Below are 18,180 nucleotides of genomic sequence, written 5' to 3'. Positions count from 1 at the left end.
CGTGAGCTTGCGCGTGCTGCGGTGAAACAGACGCACGCCCAGCCGGTGCTCCACCGCATCCAGATGCTTGGTCGCCATGGCGGGCGACAGGCCGAGTTGCCGGGCGGCCGCGGAGAGGCTTCCGGCAGTAGCTGCACGGGAGAACACCTGCATTCCCGTAAGGCGGTCGAGCATTGTGATTTCTCGCTGTGGTTAAAAACTGAATCGACGATTGAGCATATTATCGCCTCATAGGTGAAACTGTACATTGCTGTTCATATCTTGTTAGAGGCCGCGCGAGCGGCAGGGGCAGGGCAGCAATGAGAGCATCCACATCCCGGCGAGCAGGCGCGGTTCGAAAGGTATCTCGCCGTGAATTCTGCGTCGCTGCCACGATCGGCGGCCTCGCCGCAGCGTTGACGAGTCCGGTTTCCGAGGCGACGTCGTCTGCGCCGGCCATTCAGTCCCGATGGAATCGGGCGAAGACGCTGGACGCCGTCATTCTCGACGCGGTGAACAGCGGGCACATCGTAGGCGCAACCGTGATTGCCGCAAAAGACGGAGAGATCGTCTACCGGCACGCGGCTGGTTTTGCCGATCGTGAAGCCCGCCGGCCGATGACGGAAAACGAAGTTTGCCGCCTGGCGTCGATGACAAAACCGATTGTCTGCGTGACGGCGCTGGCGCTTATTGATGATGGCCGGCTTGGCCTGGAAGATCCCGTTACCCGATGGCTTCCCGACTTCCGCCCGAAGCTGCCCGATGGCCGCGAGCCCATCATCACGGTGCGCCATCTGCTCACGCATACGGCGGGGCTGACTTACGGGTTCCTTGAGGCTGAGGGCGGTCCCTATCACCAGTTGGGTGTGTCCGACGGACTCGACCATTCTGGACTGACGCTGAAAGAGAACCTTCGGCGAATTGCATCGGCACCGCTGCTCTTCGAGCCTGGCACTGCGTGGCACTATTCCGTCGCCATCGACGTGCTCGGTGCCGTCATCGAGCGCGTAACCGGCATGACATTGCCCGACGCGGTCCAACGCATCGTGACGGATCCGCTGGGCATCTCCAGCATCCGCTTCGTTGCTTCAGCCGATACCTTGCTGGCGACGCCGTATGGCGATACGTCGCCTCAGGCCACCCGCATGACCGATCCCTTTTCGCTCGGCTTCGGGCAAAGCGCGATTGTGTATTCGCCCGCCCGGGCATTCGATTCGAAGGCCTTTCCATCAGGTGGAGTCGGCATGGTAGGCACGGCGGAAGATTACCTCCGCTTTGCCGAAGCGATCCGCTCAGGTGGTGCGGGCATCATCCGCCCGGAAACCGTGACGGCGATGACGTCCAATGCGATCGGGGATCTGCCGGTCGGCGCAGCCGGCCCAGGCTTCGGCTGGGGACTCGGCGTGGCCGTACTCCGGGATCCGGCGGCGGCGAAGTCGCCAGTGAGCGCCGGCGCCTGGAATTGGTCCGGCGTGTACGGCACGAATTTCTGGGTGGACCCCGCTGCCGGCATTTCTGTCGTTGCGTTGACGAACACAGCAGTCTCAGGCATGACCGGGGATTTTCCAATGGCGTTGCGCCGTGCAGTCTACCAGGAGGTGTAATGAACGCATATCAAATCCAGGCCGGTGCTGGCATTGGCGGAATTGAACGTGTCGAACGTCCAAGCCGGAACCCTGGTGCCTACGAAATCAGGGTGCGTGTGGAGGCTGCCGCGCTCAACCATCGTGACCTCAGTTTCGCGCGGGGCCAGTTCTATAGCCCGCCGAACTATCCGATCATTCCGCTCGTCGATGGATGTGGGGACGTCATCGCCATTGGGGATGCGGTCACCCGCTTCAAGGTGGGCGATCGCGTCATCACAAGTTACTACCCGCGATGGATTGATGGCGCGTTGTCCCCTGGCAAGACAGCCGTGTCCTTCGGCGCCCAGTTCGATGGCACGCTCGCCGAAGAAATCGTGGCAAGTGAGGAGGCTTTCGTGCTGGCGCCACGCAGTCTTGATCCCATTATGGCTGCAACGTTGCCTTGCGCTGGCGTGACGGCATGGAATGCGTTGTTCGTCGCAGGCGCGGTCAAACCCGGCGGCAGCGTGCTGCTGCTGGGAACTGGCGGTGTCTCGCTTTGGGCACTTCAGCTTGCGAGCGCCGCGGGCGTCTTCACGATCGTGACATCGTCCCAGGACGAAAAACTTGAACGTGCGCGCTCGCTAGGCGCGAATGCGACGATCAACTATCGGAACAGCCCGGAATGGCAGGACGAGGTCTTGCAGATTACGGAGGGTGCCGGGGTCGATGTCGTGGTCGAGGTTGGTGGCGAGGGCACGTTGGCGCGCTCACTGAAGGCCGCGGGACCCGGTGGGACGATTGTCGTGATCGGCCGGGTCAGCGGTGGCGGGGGTGTCTCGATCGAGCCCGGCGCACTCATCGGCGGAGCAAAGCGCCTCGTCGGCATTACCGCGGGTAGTCGCGCGATGCTCGAGCAGCTCGTCCGTTTCGTCGACGTCAACGAGATCAATCCCGCTGTCGACAAAGTTTTCCCGTTCGATGCGGCTCCGTCTGCCTATGAGTATCTCGCGGGCGGGAGGCATTTCGGCAAAGTGGTGATCGACGTGCGCGCATAACGCGACGCTCGCCTTCTGTTCCGGTAACAGGGGCTTCCAAGGGCCGTTTGGCTGCGATCGCTAATGAAGCGATCAGCAAAGGAATCGTGTATGAGATTGGTGTCAGTGTTGTTGGCGACGGGATTGGCGATTGCCGTGAACCCGGCATTCGCCGCGGAACCCGTTCGCATCGGCGTCACAACCATCCTTAGCGGCCCGAATGCTGATCGCGGACAGAGCGAGCAATACGGCGTCGAGTTGGCATTGCGGCGCATCAACGCATCCGGCGGCGTGCTTGGCAGACCCGTCGAGGCGTTCTATGCCGACAACGCCGCCGATCCGGCAACAGGTATTGCGGCGGCGAAGCGACTCATCGGGCAAGTGCATGTTTCCGTGTTGCTGGGCGCGCTGGCGACGCCTGTCACGCGCGCCGTAATGCCGGTGGCGAATGACGCGAAGGTACCGTTTGTGATCGACATTTCGGCCGGTCAGGAATTTGTCGACGCGGCCGGCTCCGGTGGCTACGCCTACGTTTTCAAAACCAGCCCATCCGATGGCGATGTGGCGACTGCGATGATGCAGTGGCTGAAGACCCGGAACGTCAAGCGGATCGTCATCCTGGCGGACGACAACGACTTCAGCCGCGCCAACGCGGCGGCGATGGAAAAGGCCGCGACGGCCGCTCACATCGAGACGTTGGCCAGCGAGACGGTTGCGAAGGGCGCCACGGATCTTGTTCCGTCCATCGAGCGATTGAAGGCGCTGCAGCCAGATCGCATCGTTACGCTTCTTGGCGCATCGAGTGCCGCTTTTTTCCGTGCTTATGAGCAAACCGGTGGCGGCGCCCCTATAGCGGGTCGCATCGATTTCACGGCGGCGATTGCGAACTTGTCTCCCCAGTTCGTGGCGGCTGGCGCGCTTGATCGGGCCGCGGGGATTTCAGTATTTACACCCTCGGCGCCGGACTCCGGCGTGCGGGAGTTCGTGGCCTCTTACCGGGAGAAATACGGGCTCGCTCCGACCCAGCGGGCAGTCTTCGCGTTCGAGGCGACGGAGCTGGCGGTGGACGCGATCCGTCGCGCGAACTCGGACGATCCTGTCGCGATACAGCAGGCGTTACGATCGACCCAGATGCCGTCCATGCTTGGTGGCACCTTTGCGATGGACGAGCACAATCATTCCCACGTCATGATGCAGATCGTCGGAATGCGGGGCGGCAAGCTTGCGGTTCTCGAGCAGGTCGGGAAGTAGGCCGTCTGGACCGTGTGCGGTGCGGATGCCGCAGACGAACACGCCCTGCATGCGTGCGCTATTCAGACGGTTGCTTCTTTAGCGGGTAACCATTTCCTGTTGCTGCGGAGAAAGCTGACTACGAGTCGCGTCTTCCAGGCTGACAATGGATTGAGCAATGGCTTCCGTCGTTGCGAGCGTGTTGATTGCCCCTGCGCGCAACGCTCCCAGGACAGCGGTCGTCTTGGTATTTTCGCTGGCGACCGCAATGACGTTCGGAATGCGTTTCAGGTCTTCCATGCCAAGACCAATGACCCGGTCGCGAACCGGAGTAACAACGGGACGACCGGCAATATCAATGAAGTGATAGCCCATCAAATCTCCAACTGCCCCGCACTTGCGGAGTTCGGCGATCTCGTCTGGCGAAAACCAGCCATTGCGAACCATGATGCTGTCTTCATTGATGTCGCCGACCCCAACCAGTGCGATGTGTGCTCTACGTGCCTTGTCGAGCGTGGGTTTGACCGCATCGTTATGAAGCAGACCCTCGCGGACGGCGGGGTCGCCCACCAGGGCCGGCGCGTAAAGCGTTTCGCTGCCACCCCCAAAGCGGGCGGCAAGCCGACGGCTGATGTGGTCGGCATTCATGACCTCGCCGCCCCGGTAGAACCCGCCGATGGCGCAGACGAAGGTCGGAGAACGCTGCGTTGACGAGATCGCGTGCTCGGAGATCGCGTTGATATTGCGGCCGATACCCACGGCAACGATCATGTCATTGGTGAGAATGCGATCCAGATGACTGGCGACCAGGCCGGCCAGCAGTTCACGCTGCTTGTCCTGGTCCTTGTGATTGACGGAGACGATTGCCTTTTCGATCCCGAACCGATCGATCAACTCACGTTCGAGGTCCCGTGTATCACGTGGATGATGTCTTACGCGAATTTCAACGATGCCTTCTTCCTGCGCACGCTTCAGAAGGCGGCCTATCTTGGCGCGAGACAGCGAGAACTGCTTCGACAGATCTTCCTGCGTCAGTCCGTCGACATAGTAAAGCGTTGCCAGACGAGTCAGTTCGTCGGTGGTCATATGATTTGTCTCTTTCCCATTCGGCTGGATATAACGTGGCCTGCCGCGGAGCCGGTGGGCGATCGACTGATGACCGGGGCAGCCAGTTCATGCAGGCTTGCTGTTGCGGGGTAACTGGTGGTCATCCTCGTATTCCTTGATGCGGTTCACCTTCGGGACGGAGCGTCCGCCGTCGAAGCTCGCACCAAGCCATGTGTCAACAATCGCTTTCGCGAGTTCGGGGCCGACCACGCGAGCGCCAATTGTAATGATTTGCGCGTCGTTGCTCTTGCTCGCCCGCTCGGCCGAGTAGGTGTCGTGGCATTGCGCAGCGCGGATGCCATGCACCTTGTTGGCGGCGATCGCCATGCCGATGCCAGTTCCGCACAGCAGCACGGCGCGATCGAACTCGCCTTGCGCGACCTTCTCGGCCACTGCGAACGCGATGTTCGGGTAGTGGACAGGTTCCGCCTCGTATGTTCCGAAGTCGGTGACGTCCAGTCCCTTGCCAGTCAAATGTTGCTTGATCAGTTCCTTCAGGTCAAATGCGGCTTCATCGCATCCGATTGCCAGCTTCATATTTAACTCCAGTTGTCCGGGATTGCTCAATGTACGAGTGATCAAATGTTCATTGACGATCAAATTCTCATTGGAGCGCGAGCGAAAGTCAAGGGCGTCGTCATGAGTTTTTTTATGCCGGATCGCGCCTGAGAGTCCTTGTGTAATTGACTTTCACTGCCGCGCTGCAGCAGATCGGGGGTGGGGTGATATTAGGGGTAAACCACGTAGTCCCAGTAATTGACAGGCGATGGGCTCGAATCTACGATGTGATCCAGATGCTCAAATGTTCAACGACGAGCAAATGTTAGGAGACAAAGTGGACGACCTTCTTGTGGATGCCAGCGGTGTACAAAAGGCATTCAATGGTGTCAGGGCGCTAGAGGACGGCCGTTTGAAGCTGCGGCGCGGAAGTGTCCACGCGCTGTGCGGCGGGAACGGTGCCGGAAAATCGACCTTCCTTGGCATCGTCATGGGTATCACCCAGCGCGATGCCGGAGAAATCCTGTTCAAGGGGCAAAGCGTCAACTTTCAGACGCCGGCCGAAGCGCTCGACAATCGCATCGCGATCATTACCCAGGAGCTATCGCCGATTCCCGGCATGACCGTCGCCGAGAACCTGTATCTCGGTCGCGAACCCCGCAGGGCCGGTGTGCTGGTCAAATTTGCGGCGCTCGCGAGGCAAGCGCAGGAACTCCTGGACCGGCTCGCTTTTCCGGTCGACGCCCGCGCACGCATGTCATCGCTGAGCCTTGCGCAGATCCAGTTAGTCGAGATCGCGAAGGCGTTCAGCCGCGACTGCGACGTGATGATCATGGACGAGCCGACTTCAGCTATCGGCGAGCGCGAGACCGAGGTGCTGTTCAACGCGATCCGCAACCTGACGGCGCAGGGGACCGGAATCATCTACGTCAGCCACCGGCTCTCGGAAATCTTCCAGATCGCGGACGACTACACGGTCTTTCGCGACGGACGGTATGTCGACAGCGGACGTATCGCCGACATCGACCGCTCGTATCTGGTGAGCACGATTGTCGGCCGCAAGCTTCATTCCGCCGAGAAGGTTCGCAGGCCCGTGGGCGAGCCCGTACTGGAGTCGACAGGTCTTTCCCGGGAGTCGGAATTCAACGATATCTCGCTGACGGTTCACCAGGGAGAAATCCTTGGCATCTATGGGCTCATGGGCGCGGGCCGCAGTGAATACCTCAACTGCATGTATGGGCTGACCCGTCCCGATAGCGGCGAAGTCAGGCTCAAGGGCCATGCGTTGCCGGTTGGCCGCCCCGCCAAGGCCATCCAGGCAGGCTTGTCTCTCATAACGGAGGACCGCAAGGAGACGGGGCTCGTACTGTCAGCGTCCGTGCGCGACAACATCTCGTTCTCCGCCTACAACCGCCTGTCGCGCCTGTCGCTGATCAACCGCCGAAAGGTGAAGGCTCTCGTCGATTCGATGGTCGAGCGCATGCGGATCAAGACCAGTTCCGTGTCGCTTCCGGTGTCGTCGATGAGCGGGGGAAACCAGCAGAAGGTCGTGCTCGCGCGTTGTCTTTCAACCGAGCCCACGTGCCTGCTGTGCGATGAACCGACCCGGGGCATCGATGAGGGTGCCAAGCGCGAGGTCTATAAGCTTCTCGACGACTTCGTATCGAAAGGGGGCGCCGCCATGGTGGTGTCTTCCGAGGCACAGGAAATTCTGGATGTCAGCGACCGCATCGCCATTTTCAAGTCGGGGCAGTTGGTCACCGTGATCGACGGCCATACCACCACTCAGGAAGATCTTCTGCACCTCGCATCATGAATACACATACCACTTCCCTGAAAGTCCCGGCGAGCCAAAGCCGTTCCGCACACATGCGCGATATCTACCGGCGCTACGGCATCGTTGCCGTGCTCATCGTCCTGTGTATCGTGCTGTCTTTTGCAAACCAGTACTTTCTGACACTCGGCAACATCGCGGACATCCTGCGACAGACTTCGATCAACGGCATCCTGGCCGTCGGGATGACTTATGTCGTGCTCACGGCGGGCATCGACCTGTCCGTTGGTTCGACGCTCGCCCTTGCCGGCATCATCAGTGCCAGTCTCATGACCGGTGCGCATCCGCACGGCGCGGCATTCGGACTGGCAGCAGGGCTTGCCGTGGGCGCAGCCGTTGGCGCGATCAACGGCTTGCTCGTTGCCCGGCTCTCCATCCCTCCTTTTGTTGCAACGCTCGGCATGCTGAGCGCGGCGCGGGGGCTGACCTATATCTATAACGACGGCATGCCGGTGACCGACCTGCCGGACGGTTACCTGGCCATCGGCACGGGCGCGATTGCCGGGGTACCGGTGCCGATCATCGTTTTCGCTCTCGTGGTCGTGCTGTTCTGGTTTGTCCTGCGCTATACGACCTACGGCCGCTACGTTTATGCAGTGGGCGGCAACGTAAAGAGCGCCAAGACGAGCGGTATCTCGACCGGGAAAATCATCTTTTCCGTCTATGTGATCGGCGGACTGCTGGCCGGTCTTGCCGGGATTATCCTCGCCGCGCGCACGACATCGGCTTTGCCGCAGGCCGGCGTGTCCTATGAACTCGATGCCATCGCGGCCGTCGTGATCGGCGGCACGAGTCTTTCGGGCGGCACGGGCTCGCTCGGAGGAACCGTTGTGGGCGCGCTGCTGATCGGCGTCATCAATAACGGACTGAATCTGCTGGGCGTGTCGTCGTATTACCAGCAAGTTGTAAAGGGCGTCATTATCGTCGGCGCCGTCCTGCTCGATGCTTCGCGCAAGAAGCAATAACGTCAACCCAAAAGCAAGAATCTGGATATTCAGGAGACTTCGATGATTTCGTGGAAAAAAACCTTGCTGGCCTGCGCAGTGATGGGCCTTACCTGTACTGTCGTGCAGGCCAAACCTATCCGTATCGGGGCGGCGGTGTATGGTCTAAAAGGCGAGTTCATGCAGATGTGGACCAACGCGCTTAAGGCGCAGCCCGCAGTCAAGGACGGTACGGTGCAGCTCACGGTATTCGACGGCAATTACGACGCGCTCACCCAGAGCAACCAGTTCGACACGATGATCACGCAGAAATACGACGCGATCATTTTCGTGCCGATCGACAAGGCGGCGGGCGCCGCCGCCGTGGCGAAAGCCGCCGCGGCGCACATTCCGGTCATCGGATCGAATACCCTGGTGTCCGGCGACAAGCTCACGTCCTATGTTGGTAGCAACGACGTGATCGCGGGACAGATGGAGGCAGAGGCGATCGTCAAGGCAATCGGCGGCAAGGGAAATGTGGTGATCCTCGAGGGTCCGATCGGACAATCCGCGCAGATCGATCGTTCGAAAGGCATCCAGGACGTGCTGTCGAAAACCCCGACCGTCAAAGTGCTCGAGCATAAGACGGCGAACTGGTCACGTGCCGAGTCGCTGGCGCTGGTCGAGAATTGGCTGACCGCCCATCCGGGGCAGATCAGCGGCATCATTGCGGAGAACGACGACATGGCGCTTGGCGCAATCCAGGCTCTGAAATCGAAGGGCATCGATCCGAAGAAGGTCCCGGTCGCCGGCATCGACGGAATTGTCGACGGTATCGCGGCAGTCAAGCGGGGCGAAATGACAACCTTCTTCCAGGATTCGCAGGCGCAGGCGCAAGGCGCACTGGACGTCGCGTTGCGTACGGTCGTCGGTTCGTCTTACAAGCCGCGCTCGGACGTCTGGGCCGGATACGGCACGAAGATGCCGTGGGACGACGGTACTGCGAAGTCCTACGCGGTGCCGTGGACGCAGGTCACGCCGGCCAATGCCCAGGAGATTCTCAACAAGATTCCCAAGAGTAACTAATCAAGGAGTGGAGCGATGTCGGTCAATTCAACGACCCCTTTTGATATCACGGACCGCGTCGCGGTCGTGACCGGTGCGGCAAGCGGTATCGGGTTTGCCGTCGCTGAGTGCCTTGCCGCTGCGGGTGCGCGTGTCGCACTGCTCGATATCAACCCGGCCGTCGAGGCCGTAGCCCGGACACTTCCCGGCGGCCCCGAGCGGCACGTGGGTATCGCAGCGGACATCACCGCCGCTGGGATATCGGACGCCCTGGTGCGGCGCGTGACCGAAACGTTAGGCCCCGTCGACATCCTGGTCAACAATGCCGGCGTCGCTCTGCTTGAGAACGCGGAAACACTGTCCGAGGAAGCCTGGGACCGGACGATGACGATCAATCTCAAGGCCCCGTTCCTCCTTGCGCAGGCCGTCGGCAAGCAGATGCTGAGCCGCGGTACTGGCGGCCGGATTGTGAATCTGGCTTCTCAGGCGAGTGTCGTCGCACTGGAGCGCCATGTGGCGTACTGCGCGAGTAAGGCCGCAATCGTCGGCATGACAAAGGTGCTCGCGCTCGAATGGGCAAAACACGGTATTACGGTCAACGCCGTTTCACCCACGGTCGTCGATACCGAACTGGGCAGGAAAGCCTGGGCGGGTGCGGTGGGCGAAGCGATGAAGGCTAAGATTCCCGCAGGGCGATTTGCGCGCCCCGACGAAATCGCCGCGTTGATTCTGTATCTGGTCAGCGACACGGCTGCCATGGTCAACGGCGAGAATATCGTGATTGATGGCGGCTACACCGCCCAGTAACAATACTCAAGATGTAAAGGAACGGTATGAATCGCGTCATTAACAATCCTGATCTCGTTGTCGAGGACATGCTCCGCGGCATCCTCGCGGCGCACCCGGAGTTGCGCGCCGCACCGGAGAATCCTCGCGTTGTCTCGCATGCGCATGCTCGCCAGAAGGACCGTGTGGGCATTGTGACCGGAGGGGGATCAGGCCACGAACCCGCTTTTATCGGTTATGTCGGGCGCAACCTGGTGGATGCCGTGGCCATCGGCGAGATCTTCTCGTCGCCGACTGCGAAATCATTCTTCGAGGCTTTCAAGGCGGCCGACAGCGGCGCAGGCGTAGCTTGCCTTTACGGCAATTACGCTGGCGACAATATGAACGTGAAGATGGCAATCAAGCTGGCCGAGCGCGAGGGCATTCGCGTGCGCACGGTCGTAGCAAATGACGATGCCGCCTCGGCGCCGAAAGATGAGATCGAAAAACGGCGTGGCGTTGCCGGTGAAATCGTGATGTGGAAGGTCGGAGGTGCGCGGGCGGCCCAGGGCGCCACGCTCGATGAGGTGATCGCCGCTGCACGCAAGGCGGTGGATTCGACCCGCTCGATCGGCGTCGGCCTGTCCGCCTGTACGATCCCTGCGGTCGGCAAGGCCAACTTCGTCATCAAGGACGGCGAAATGGAAGTCGGCATCGGCCATCATGGCGAACCCGGCATTCTGGTGCAGCCCACCGTTCCAGCGCGAGACATGGCGCGGCTGATGCTCGACAAGCTGTTGCCCGATTTGCCTTTTGCCAGAGGCGACAAGGTGTCGGTGTTGCTGTCCGGCCTCGGTGCGACGCCGGTGATGGAGCAATACATCCTGTATGGCGAGGTTGCCGAGTATCTGCGTGAAGCGGGAATCGATATTCAGTTCTCGTTCGTCGGCAATCTTTTTACGTCCCTGGAAATGATGGGAGTCACGCTGACGTTGACGAAACTCGACGATGAACTGAGCGCGTGCCTCGCGCATCCATGTCAAAGCATCGGACTCAATGTGGGAGACGCACGATGACTGAAACCGTTAAATTGGCCGACGCCGGCGGCGTCGTCGTCGATCTGGTTCGCACCATCAATGCGAATCGCCAGTATCTGAGCGAAGTCGACGGCGCGATTGGCGACGGCGATCATGGCATCAACATGAGCAAGGGCTTCACCCAGTGTGGGGAGCATCTTGCGGCACGCGGAGCGGTACCGTCGTTCCCGGTGGCCTTGGGCGATCTGTCCTCGGCGCTCATGGAAGGAATCGGTGGCTCGATGGGGCCGCTCTACGGGACTTTCTTTCTCAGTATGAGCGACACGTTCGCGGACTACGCCGAGCTCGACAAATCTCTTTTCTATCAGGCGCTCGTTGCCGGCATTGTTTCTGTCCAGGAGATCGGCGATGCGAAGGTCGGCGACAAGACACTGATCGACACGCTTGTTCCAGCGCGTAACGCGTATGGGGCGGCATTGGAAGAGGGCAAGAGCTTCCGGGAGTGTATCGATGCGCTGGTGGTTGCCGCGGAAGCCGGGATGAATTCGACTCGCGACCTGCGCGCCCGTATCGGACGCGCGGCCCGGCTAGGCGACCGTTCGATTGGCGTCCTGGACGCCGGTGCATGTTCCTGCTTCCTGATCCTGCGCAGCATGGGCGAATCGATCACGCATCTGTTGGACAGTACGGCGGTGCCCGCTGCCTGACGCTGAGGCTGTACCCGAAGACTGGATGCAGGAGCCTCGTCGAGAAAACGCGCGAGGCTTCAATATATTAATTTAGGTATACGAAATAGTGGTGACTCATGGATCATGCTAATCCGACCCGGACAGAACTTGCCAATGCAGTGCGGTTTCTGTCGATCGACGCCGTCCAGGCTGCGAATTCTGGACATCCCGGCATGCCGATGGGGATGGCGGATATTGCCGAAGTACTCTGGCGCAAGTACCTGAAGCATGATCCCGCGGTTCCGGATTGGGTCAACCGGGATCGCTTTGTGCTGTCGAACGGTCACGGTTCGATGCTGCTGTATGCCGTGCTGCATCTGAGTGGCTACGGTCTGTCCATAGACGATCTGAAGGGATTCCGGAAGTGGCAATCGGTTACGCCCGGACACCCTGAACGCGGTCTGACGCCAGGGGTCGAGACGACCACTGGCCCGTTAGCGCAGGGTCTTGCCAACGCAGTCGGCATGGCGCTGGCTGAACGGTTGTTGGCCGCTGAATTCAACGAACCGGGATTCGATATCGTCGATCACCACACCTATGTGTTTCTCGGTGACGGCTGCCTCATGGAGGGCGTCTCGCATGAAGCATGCTCGCTCGCCGGTACATGGCATCTCGGCAAACTGATTGCGTTTTATGACGACAACGGCATTTCGATCGACGGTCATGTCGAGGGCTGGTTCACCGACCAGACCCCGATGCGCTTCCGTGCGTATGGCTGGCATGTCGTCGAGGGTGTCGACGGACATGATCCGCTTTCGATCGAGCGCGCGATCGAGGCAGGGCGTGCGGAACGTGACCGGCCGACCTTGATATGCTGCAAGACGGTGATCGGACATGGCTCGCCCAATCGGGCCGGCACGCACGACGTGCATGGCGCTCCGCTTGGGGCCGCTGAAATCACGGCCACGCGGGAGCATCTTGGCTGGAGTCACGCGCCATTCGATATTCCCGAGCCGATTCGCAGCGCATGGGACTCGCGAGCAGCGGGCCGTGAGAGCAACATGGCATGGCGCACGCTGTTCGAAGCCTATCGTACCCACTTTCCGGAAAAGGCCGACTACTTCGAATCCCGTATGCACGGCAGTCGCCGTGAGCGATGCGCCGACGTGATCGAAAGCCTGCTGGAGGGCAGTGACTGGTTCGAGCAGAAGATGGCGACCCGCAAGGCGTCGCAGAAGTGCCTTGATCTGCTGGTTGGCCGACTGCCTGAACTTCTAGGCGGCTCGGCAGATCTCGCGCCGTCGAATCTCACCATGGTGCCGGCTTCCCGCGCGATCGTACCCGACAGCGCGAACGGATCTGGAAACTATATCCACTACGGCGTTCGCGAGTTCGGCATGGTCGCGATCATGAACGGCGTTGCCCTCCATGGCGGTTTTCTTCCGTACGGCGGGACCTTCCTGGTGTTTTCCGACTACGCGAAGAATGCGCTTCGTATGGCGGCGCTGATGCACCTGCAATGTATCTACGTCTTCACCCACGATTCGATTGGTCTCGGCGAAGATGGGCCCACCCATCAGCCGGTCGAGCACGCGGCGATGCTGCGCCAGATTCCAGGCATGAGTGTATGGCGGCCGGCGGACACGGTCGAAACAGCAGTCGCGTGGGCGGCAGCACTGGAGACAACTAACGCGCCGACCGCGCTGCTGCTTTCTCGTCAGAATCTGCCGCCGCTTTCCCGCAGCGCGCAGGCGAAGGCACAAATCCGGCAAGGCGGGTATGTACTCTCGGAGGCCGTTGGCGAAACACTGGACATCATTCTGATTGCGACGGGTTCCGAAGTGGAAATCGCGCTCAAAGCGCAGACTGCGCTCGCTGAGCAAGGGATTGCCGCAAGGGTCGTGTCCATGCCATCAACGACGATCTTCGATAGCCAGCCGCTTGCGTACCAGCTTTCCGTTTTGCCGCCAAAGATCCGGCGCGTGGCCGTTGAAGCGGCAGCTGGCGATTTCTGGCGGAAGTACGTCGGTTTGAGCGGCGCTGTAATCGGGTTGTCGCACTTTGGCGAGTCGGCTCCGGCTGAGACGCTGTACGAAGAGTTCGGTATTACGGTGGACGCGATCGTGGACGCGGTGAGCCGCACGCTCGAAATGGAACAAGGGATGGTCGACTAGTTGCGTCGCCGCGTCGTGCCAGAAAGTGCCCGAACGGCCGACGCCGGCGCGATGTCGTGATCATTCTCGATATCAATTTAACGACGTTCGCCGTACGGCGACATTACTTCCTGGAAATGACATGGCGCTGATTTCATTGCGACAGTTACTGGACCATGCGGCCGAGCACGCGTATGGCGTGCCGGCATTCAACGTCAATAACCTGGAGCAGGTTCAGGCGATCATGCAGGCGGCCGACGACTGCGATAGTCCGGTCATCATGCAGGCCTCCGCCGGTGCGCGGAAATACGCCGGCGAAGCGTTTCTGCGGCACCTGGTCGTTGCGGCGATCGAGACTTATCCCGACATCCCGGTCGTGATGCATCAGGACCATGGGGCATCGCCGGCTGTTTGTCAGGCCGCGATCCGTAGCGGATTCAGCAGCGTGATGATGGACGGTTCACTCATGCCGGACATGAAAACCGTTGCAACCTACGACTATAACGTTGAGGTAACGCGGAAGGTGGTGGATATGGCGCATGCCGTCGGGGTGTCAGTCGAGGGTGAGCTCGGATGTCTGGGTTCGCTTGAATCGGGACTGGCGGGGGAGGAAGACGGCTCCGGCGCCGAAGGCGTGCTGACTCACGACATGCTGCTGACGGACCCCGAGCAGGCCGCCGAGTTCGTGCAACGCACCGGGGTCGACGCGTTGGCAATTGCTATTGGCACGTCGCACGGCGCCTACAAATTCTCCCGCAAACCGTCGGGCGATATTCTCGCGATCGACAGGATCAGGGAGATTCATCGTCGCCTGCCCAATACTCATCTGGTGATGCACGGGTCAAGTTCCGTGCCTCAGGAATGGCTTGAGATCATCCGCGAGTTCGGCGGTGAAATCCGGGAGACGTACGGTGTTCCGGTGGAAGAGATTTGCGAGGGCATTCGTCATGGCGTACGCAAGATCAACATCGACACGGATATCCGCCTTGTGATGACAGGCGCAATACGGCGCTCACTCGCACAGCGTCCTTCTGAGTTCGACGTTCGACGATTTCTCACGGACGCAACCGGGGCGGCACGAGACCTGTGCCGTTCCCGCTTCGAGGCATTCGGCAGTGCCGGACAGGCGCACAAGATCAAGCCGGTTGCGCTGTCAGCCATGGCGGGGAGTTATGACCACGTGCATTGCGCGTAATGGATCGCGCTGGTACGAGTGCGCGATACGTGTAGCGGACTCAGGAATCTCGTCGGGATCAGATCAATGAAAGCACAGTTATTGGTGATTTTTGGCGGCACGGGAGATCTTGCCATGCGCAAGCTTTTACCCGCGTTGTATCAGAACCACCGGGAGGGAACGCTTCCGGACGGCATGCGTATCGTTGGCGTCGGCCGCGATGGGCTGGATCGGAACGGCTACCTCGACAAGGTACGCGATGCCTTTCGTCAGTTCCTGCCCGCCATCGACTTCGACGACGCACATTGGACCACCTTCTCATCTCGCCTCGAGTTCGTCCAGCTGGATGCGCTTGTGCCTGCGGACTACGCACGGCTCGCTGCAACATTGCGATGGCAGGACAGCCGGGGGCATATCTTCTACCTTGCCACTCCGTCGGAACTCTTCATTCCGATATGCACCGAACTGAACCGGGCAGAGCTTGTTTCCGCCACTTCAAAGGTCGTTCTCGAGAAGCCGCTGGGCCATGATTCGCCCTCCGCTCAACGGATCAACCGCGAGGTCGGGGCGATATTTCGCGAGCAGCAGATATACCGGATCGACCACTACCTCGGCAAGGAGACCGTGCAAAACCTGTTTGCGCTGCGCTTTGGCAACGGCATGTTCGAGCGTCTCTGGAATCGCGATGGGATTCGTGATGTCCAGATCACGATTGCCGAGCAGGTGGGCGTCGAGGGCCGCGGTGCGTTTTACGAGCGCACCGGTGCAATGCGGGACATGGTCCAGAATCATCTACTGCAGTTGCTGTGCATACTCGCAATGGAGCCGCCGCTGAGTCTCGAAGCGGATGCCGTACGCGACGAAAAGCTCAAGGTTCTTCGCTCGCTCAAGCCACTCAGCGCGGTCGATGTGGCACGGCAGACCGTACGTGGTCAGTACACGGCCGGCGAGATGCACGGCGTGCCGGTTGCCGGCTACCTGGACGAGCAGGACATCCGCGCAGATAGCCGGACGGAGACATTCGTCGCGCTGAAAGTGGAGCTAAATAACTGGCGCTGGGCAGGCGTGCCCTTTTATCTGTACACCGGCAAGCGCCTGCAGAGTCGAGTCGCGGAGATCGTCGTCAATTTCAGGGATGTACCGCATTCGGTTTTCGGCTCTCCCAGCACGGACAGCCGGGGCAACCGTCTCGTGATCCGGTTGCAGCCGGACGAGAGCCTGAAACTCTACCTGATGACCAAAGCGCCGGGCGATGAGATGACGGTCAGGCCGGTGAGTCTGAACCTCGAATTTTCTTCGGCATTCTCGACGAGACGAAGGGATGCCTACGAGCGGCTCCTGCTCGACGTGATCCGCGGCAGACTCACGCTTTTCATGCGAGGCGACGAACTCGACGCCGCATGGCAATGGGTCGATCCTGTGATAGACGCCTGGCGCGAGCAGGATCCTCCCGAGCGTTATGTCGCGGGAGGCGCGGGTCCCGATGCAGCTCTCGCGCTGCTCGGACAAGGCAGCGTCGCGCCATGCGACGCGTGAGCGTCCTTCGTTGCTGTATGCATGTCGACGGCGCCTCTCCCAACCCGTTGATTCCAACCGATCGCCAGATAGTTCCTGCCAAGCGGACCGAACATGACTGACCTCGCAATCACTAAGTACACTACGCTATCCTCATTTCTCGCGAACGCAGCACATGACAAGCGAATCCCGGTGGGACTGATCAAGCTGATCGAATCTGTGGCTGACGCGTGCTCATCCATCGCAACGGCTGTCGAGCGAGGCGTATTCGACGGTGCATCCGGAAATGCCCAGTCCGAGAATGTTCATGGAGAAGCGCAAAAGAAGCTCGACGTCGTTTCGAACGACATTATGATCGGTACCGTCGAGTCGGTTAGTTGTCTCCGCGGACTGGCGTCGGAAGAGCTCGAATCGGTTCGAGTGACCGTGCATGAACATGCCACGGATACCCCTGAATATCTGCTTCTTTTCGATCCACTCGATGGATCCTCCAATCTTGAGATTAACGGCATTGTCGGAAGTATCTTTTCCGTGCTGGTTGCTCCGGCGTCTGACGCTGCACTCGACGAGAGCCATTTTCTTCAGCCGGGCGCGACGCAGGTCTGCGCGGGGTACGCGATCTACGGTGCAACAACGATGTTCGTGCTGACCACGGGGTATGGCGTTGACGGTTTCACATTTGATAGGGAGTCAGCATCATTCGTGCTGACTCACCCACAACTTCAGATCCCGGAAAATACCCGCGAATTCGCGATCAACATGTCCAACGAACGCTATTGGGAAGAACCCGTGCGCCGCTATGTCCGTGAGTGTGTGGCGGGTGCTTCGGGGCCGCGGCAAACGAATTTCAACATGCGATGGATAGCGTCCATGGTCGCGGAGGTCCATCGAATCCTGATGCGCGGGGGCGTTTTCCTCTATCCGCGAGACAGCAAGAATCCCCAGCTTGCTGGGCGGTTGCGGCTGACCTATGAGGCCAATCCGATGTCGTTCATCGTCGAACAGGCCGGTGGGATGAGTACGACGGGAGAAATGCCCATCATGGAAGTCCAGCCGGGCCACGTCCATCAGCGCGTTCCCGTCATCCTCGGGTCAAGGCAGGAAGTGGAGCGCCTGCTTCGATACCACGACCAGGTCACGGCCGCGTGAGCTTGCGTTTTTGGCGAAACGTCATTATGCGGCGGTATGAGCACCTTTGTTGAATCACGCCAGATGCCAGGCTGCCATTGCTGCCGCAGCATGAAACCGGATAACCGTCTGTCTCCCGTGCCCGATCGCGCGCTTACCACGCGCATTGCCGACTGATGCTCTTTTAGCATTTTCGAAATCCATGAAAATATCTTCGTCCTCCGCGTGGTCCTCGCTGCAAACGCATTACGAAAAGATTCGCGATGCGCATATGCGCGACTGGTTCGCCCCCGAGAACGATCCCGCCCCTACCCGTGCTGAGCGCTTCGCGTTCGCGGGCGGCGGTCTCGCGGCCGATTTCTCGAAGAACCGCATCACCGACGAGACCCTGAAACTGCTCGTGCAACTCGCGCGCGAAGCCGGCGTCGAAAAACGCCGCGACGCGATGTTCGCGGGTGACATCGTCAACCCGACAGAAGGCCGCGCCGTGCTGCACACCGCC

Annotated in this window: 17 protein-coding genes; 14 read left to right on the top strand and 3 right to left on the bottom strand. The window is 60.3% G+C overall.

Annotation, left to right across the window (positions count from 1 at the left end):
• Positions 1 to 153 (bottom strand): helix-turn-helix domain-containing protein (locus PQR42_RS44555; protein WP_408393352.1); only part of this gene is annotated, 153 nt, incomplete at its 3' end.
• Positions 154 to 374: 221 nt separating this feature from the next.
• On the opposite strand from PQR42_RS44555, the gene PQR42_RS44550 reads away from it, so the two are divergent.
• From PQR42_RS44550 to PQR42_RS44540, 3 genes are all read left to right on the top strand, one after another.
• A complete protein-coding gene (locus PQR42_RS44550; RefSeq protein WP_408393349.1) occupies positions 375 to 1,583 on the top strand; it encodes a serine hydrolase domain-containing protein in 1,209 nt (402 codons plus the stop codon).
• Positions 1,583 to 2,602 (top strand): zinc-dependent alcohol dehydrogenase family protein, encoded by a 1,020-nt coding sequence (locus PQR42_RS44545; protein ID WP_408393347.1) that lies wholly within the window; start codon positions 1,583 to 1,585, stop codon positions 2,600 to 2,602. The genes PQR42_RS44550 and PQR42_RS44545 overlap by 1 nt, the downstream gene beginning before the upstream one ends.
• Before the next feature lie 90 nt (positions 2,603 to 2,692).
• The gene (locus PQR42_RS44540; RefSeq protein ID WP_408393344.1) at positions 2,693 to 3,832 is read left to right on the top strand and encodes an ABC transporter substrate-binding protein; all 1,140 of its coding nucleotides are present in this window, start codon (positions 2,693 to 2,695) and stop codon (positions 3,830 to 3,832) included.
• A gap of 78 nt (positions 3,833 to 3,910) precedes the next feature.
• Here PQR42_RS44540 and PQR42_RS44535 read toward each other — a convergent pair whose 3' ends face one another.
• Both PQR42_RS44535 and rpiB read right to left on the bottom strand, forming a co-directional pair.
• Complete coding sequence (locus tag PQR42_RS44535; RefSeq protein ID WP_408208198.1) at positions 3,911 to 4,897, bottom strand: sugar-binding transcriptional regulator; 987 nt, start codon at positions 4,895 to 4,897, stop codon at positions 3,911 to 3,913.
• A gap of 87 nt (positions 4,898 to 4,984) precedes the next feature.
• On the bottom strand, positions 4,985 to 5,455 hold the full coding sequence (gene rpiB / locus PQR42_RS44530; protein WP_408208745.1) for a ribose 5-phosphate isomerase B: 471 nt from the start codon (positions 5,453 to 5,455) through the stop codon (positions 4,985 to 4,987).
• A gap of 298 nt (positions 5,456 to 5,753) precedes the next feature.
• On the opposite strand from rpiB, the gene PQR42_RS44525 reads away from it, so the two are divergent.
• The 11 genes from PQR42_RS44525 to PQR42_RS44475 form a co-directional block, all read left to right on the top strand.
• Positions 5,754 to 7,232 carry a sugar ABC transporter ATP-binding protein gene (locus PQR42_RS44525; protein WP_408393342.1) on the top strand — a complete coding sequence of 493 codons (1,479 nt, stop codon included), beginning with the start codon at positions 5,754 to 5,756 and terminating at the stop codon, positions 7,230 to 7,232.
• A complete protein-coding gene (locus tag PQR42_RS44520; RefSeq protein WP_408208204.1) occupies positions 7,229 to 8,215 on the top strand; it encodes an ABC transporter permease in 987 nt (328 codons plus the stop codon). Before PQR42_RS44525 ends, PQR42_RS44520 begins: the two co-directional genes overlap by 4 nt.
• 42 nt (positions 8,216 to 8,257) lie before the next feature.
• Positions 8,258 to 9,259, top strand: coding sequence for a substrate-binding domain-containing protein (locus PQR42_RS44515; protein ID WP_408393339.1), 1,002 nt, complete (start codon positions 8,258 to 8,260; stop codon positions 9,257 to 9,259).
• A 15-nt stretch (positions 9,260 to 9,274) separates the two neighbouring features.
• Positions 9,275 to 10,045 (top strand): GolD/DthD family dehydrogenase, encoded by a 771-nt coding sequence (locus PQR42_RS44510; protein ID WP_408393337.1) that lies wholly within the window; start codon positions 9,275 to 9,277, stop codon positions 10,043 to 10,045.
• A 26-nt stretch (positions 10,046 to 10,071) separates the two neighbouring features.
• Complete coding sequence (locus PQR42_RS44505) at positions 10,072 to 11,079, top strand: dihydroxyacetone kinase subunit DhaK (protein WP_408393334.1); 1,008 nt, start codon at positions 10,072 to 10,074, stop codon at positions 11,077 to 11,079.
• A complete protein-coding gene (gene dhaL / locus PQR42_RS44500) occupies positions 11,076 to 11,747 on the top strand; it encodes a dihydroxyacetone kinase subunit DhaL (RefSeq protein WP_408393332.1) in 672 nt (223 codons plus the stop codon). Before PQR42_RS44505 ends, dhaL begins: the two co-directional genes overlap by 4 nt.
• A gap of 98 nt (positions 11,748 to 11,845) precedes the next feature.
• Positions 11,846 to 13,882: a transketolase gene (gene tkt, locus PQR42_RS44495; protein WP_408495920.1), complete on the top strand. Its 2,037-nt coding sequence runs from the start codon at positions 11,846 to 11,848 to the stop codon at positions 13,880 to 13,882.
• Between the two features lie 121 nt (positions 13,883 to 14,003).
• Complete coding sequence (gene fba / locus PQR42_RS44490) at positions 14,004 to 15,056, top strand: class II fructose-bisphosphate aldolase (protein WP_408208221.1); 1,053 nt, start codon at positions 14,004 to 14,006, stop codon at positions 15,054 to 15,056.
• A 66-nt stretch (positions 15,057 to 15,122) separates the two neighbouring features.
• Positions 15,123 to 16,571 (top strand): glucose-6-phosphate dehydrogenase, encoded by a 1,449-nt coding sequence (zwf, locus tag PQR42_RS44485; protein WP_408495918.1) that lies wholly within the window; start codon positions 15,123 to 15,125, stop codon positions 16,569 to 16,571.
• A 93-nt stretch (positions 16,572 to 16,664) separates the two neighbouring features.
• A complete protein-coding gene (locus PQR42_RS44480) occupies positions 16,665 to 17,699 on the top strand; it encodes a class 1 fructose-bisphosphatase (protein WP_408393322.1) in 1,035 nt (344 codons plus the stop codon).
• Between the two features lie 181 nt (positions 17,700 to 17,880).
• Positions 17,881 to 18,180: phosphoglucose isomerase-related protein (locus PQR42_RS44475; RefSeq protein WP_494478191.1), on the top strand; the 300-nt coding region annotated here is incomplete at its 3' end.

The sequence above is a fragment of the Paraburkholderia sediminicola genome (assembly GCF_046027355.1).
Classification (GTDB): Bacteria; Pseudomonadota; Gammaproteobacteria; order Burkholderiales; family Burkholderiaceae; genus Paraburkholderia; species Paraburkholderia sediminicola_B.
This window is presented reverse-complemented; position numbering and strand designations above follow the sequence as displayed.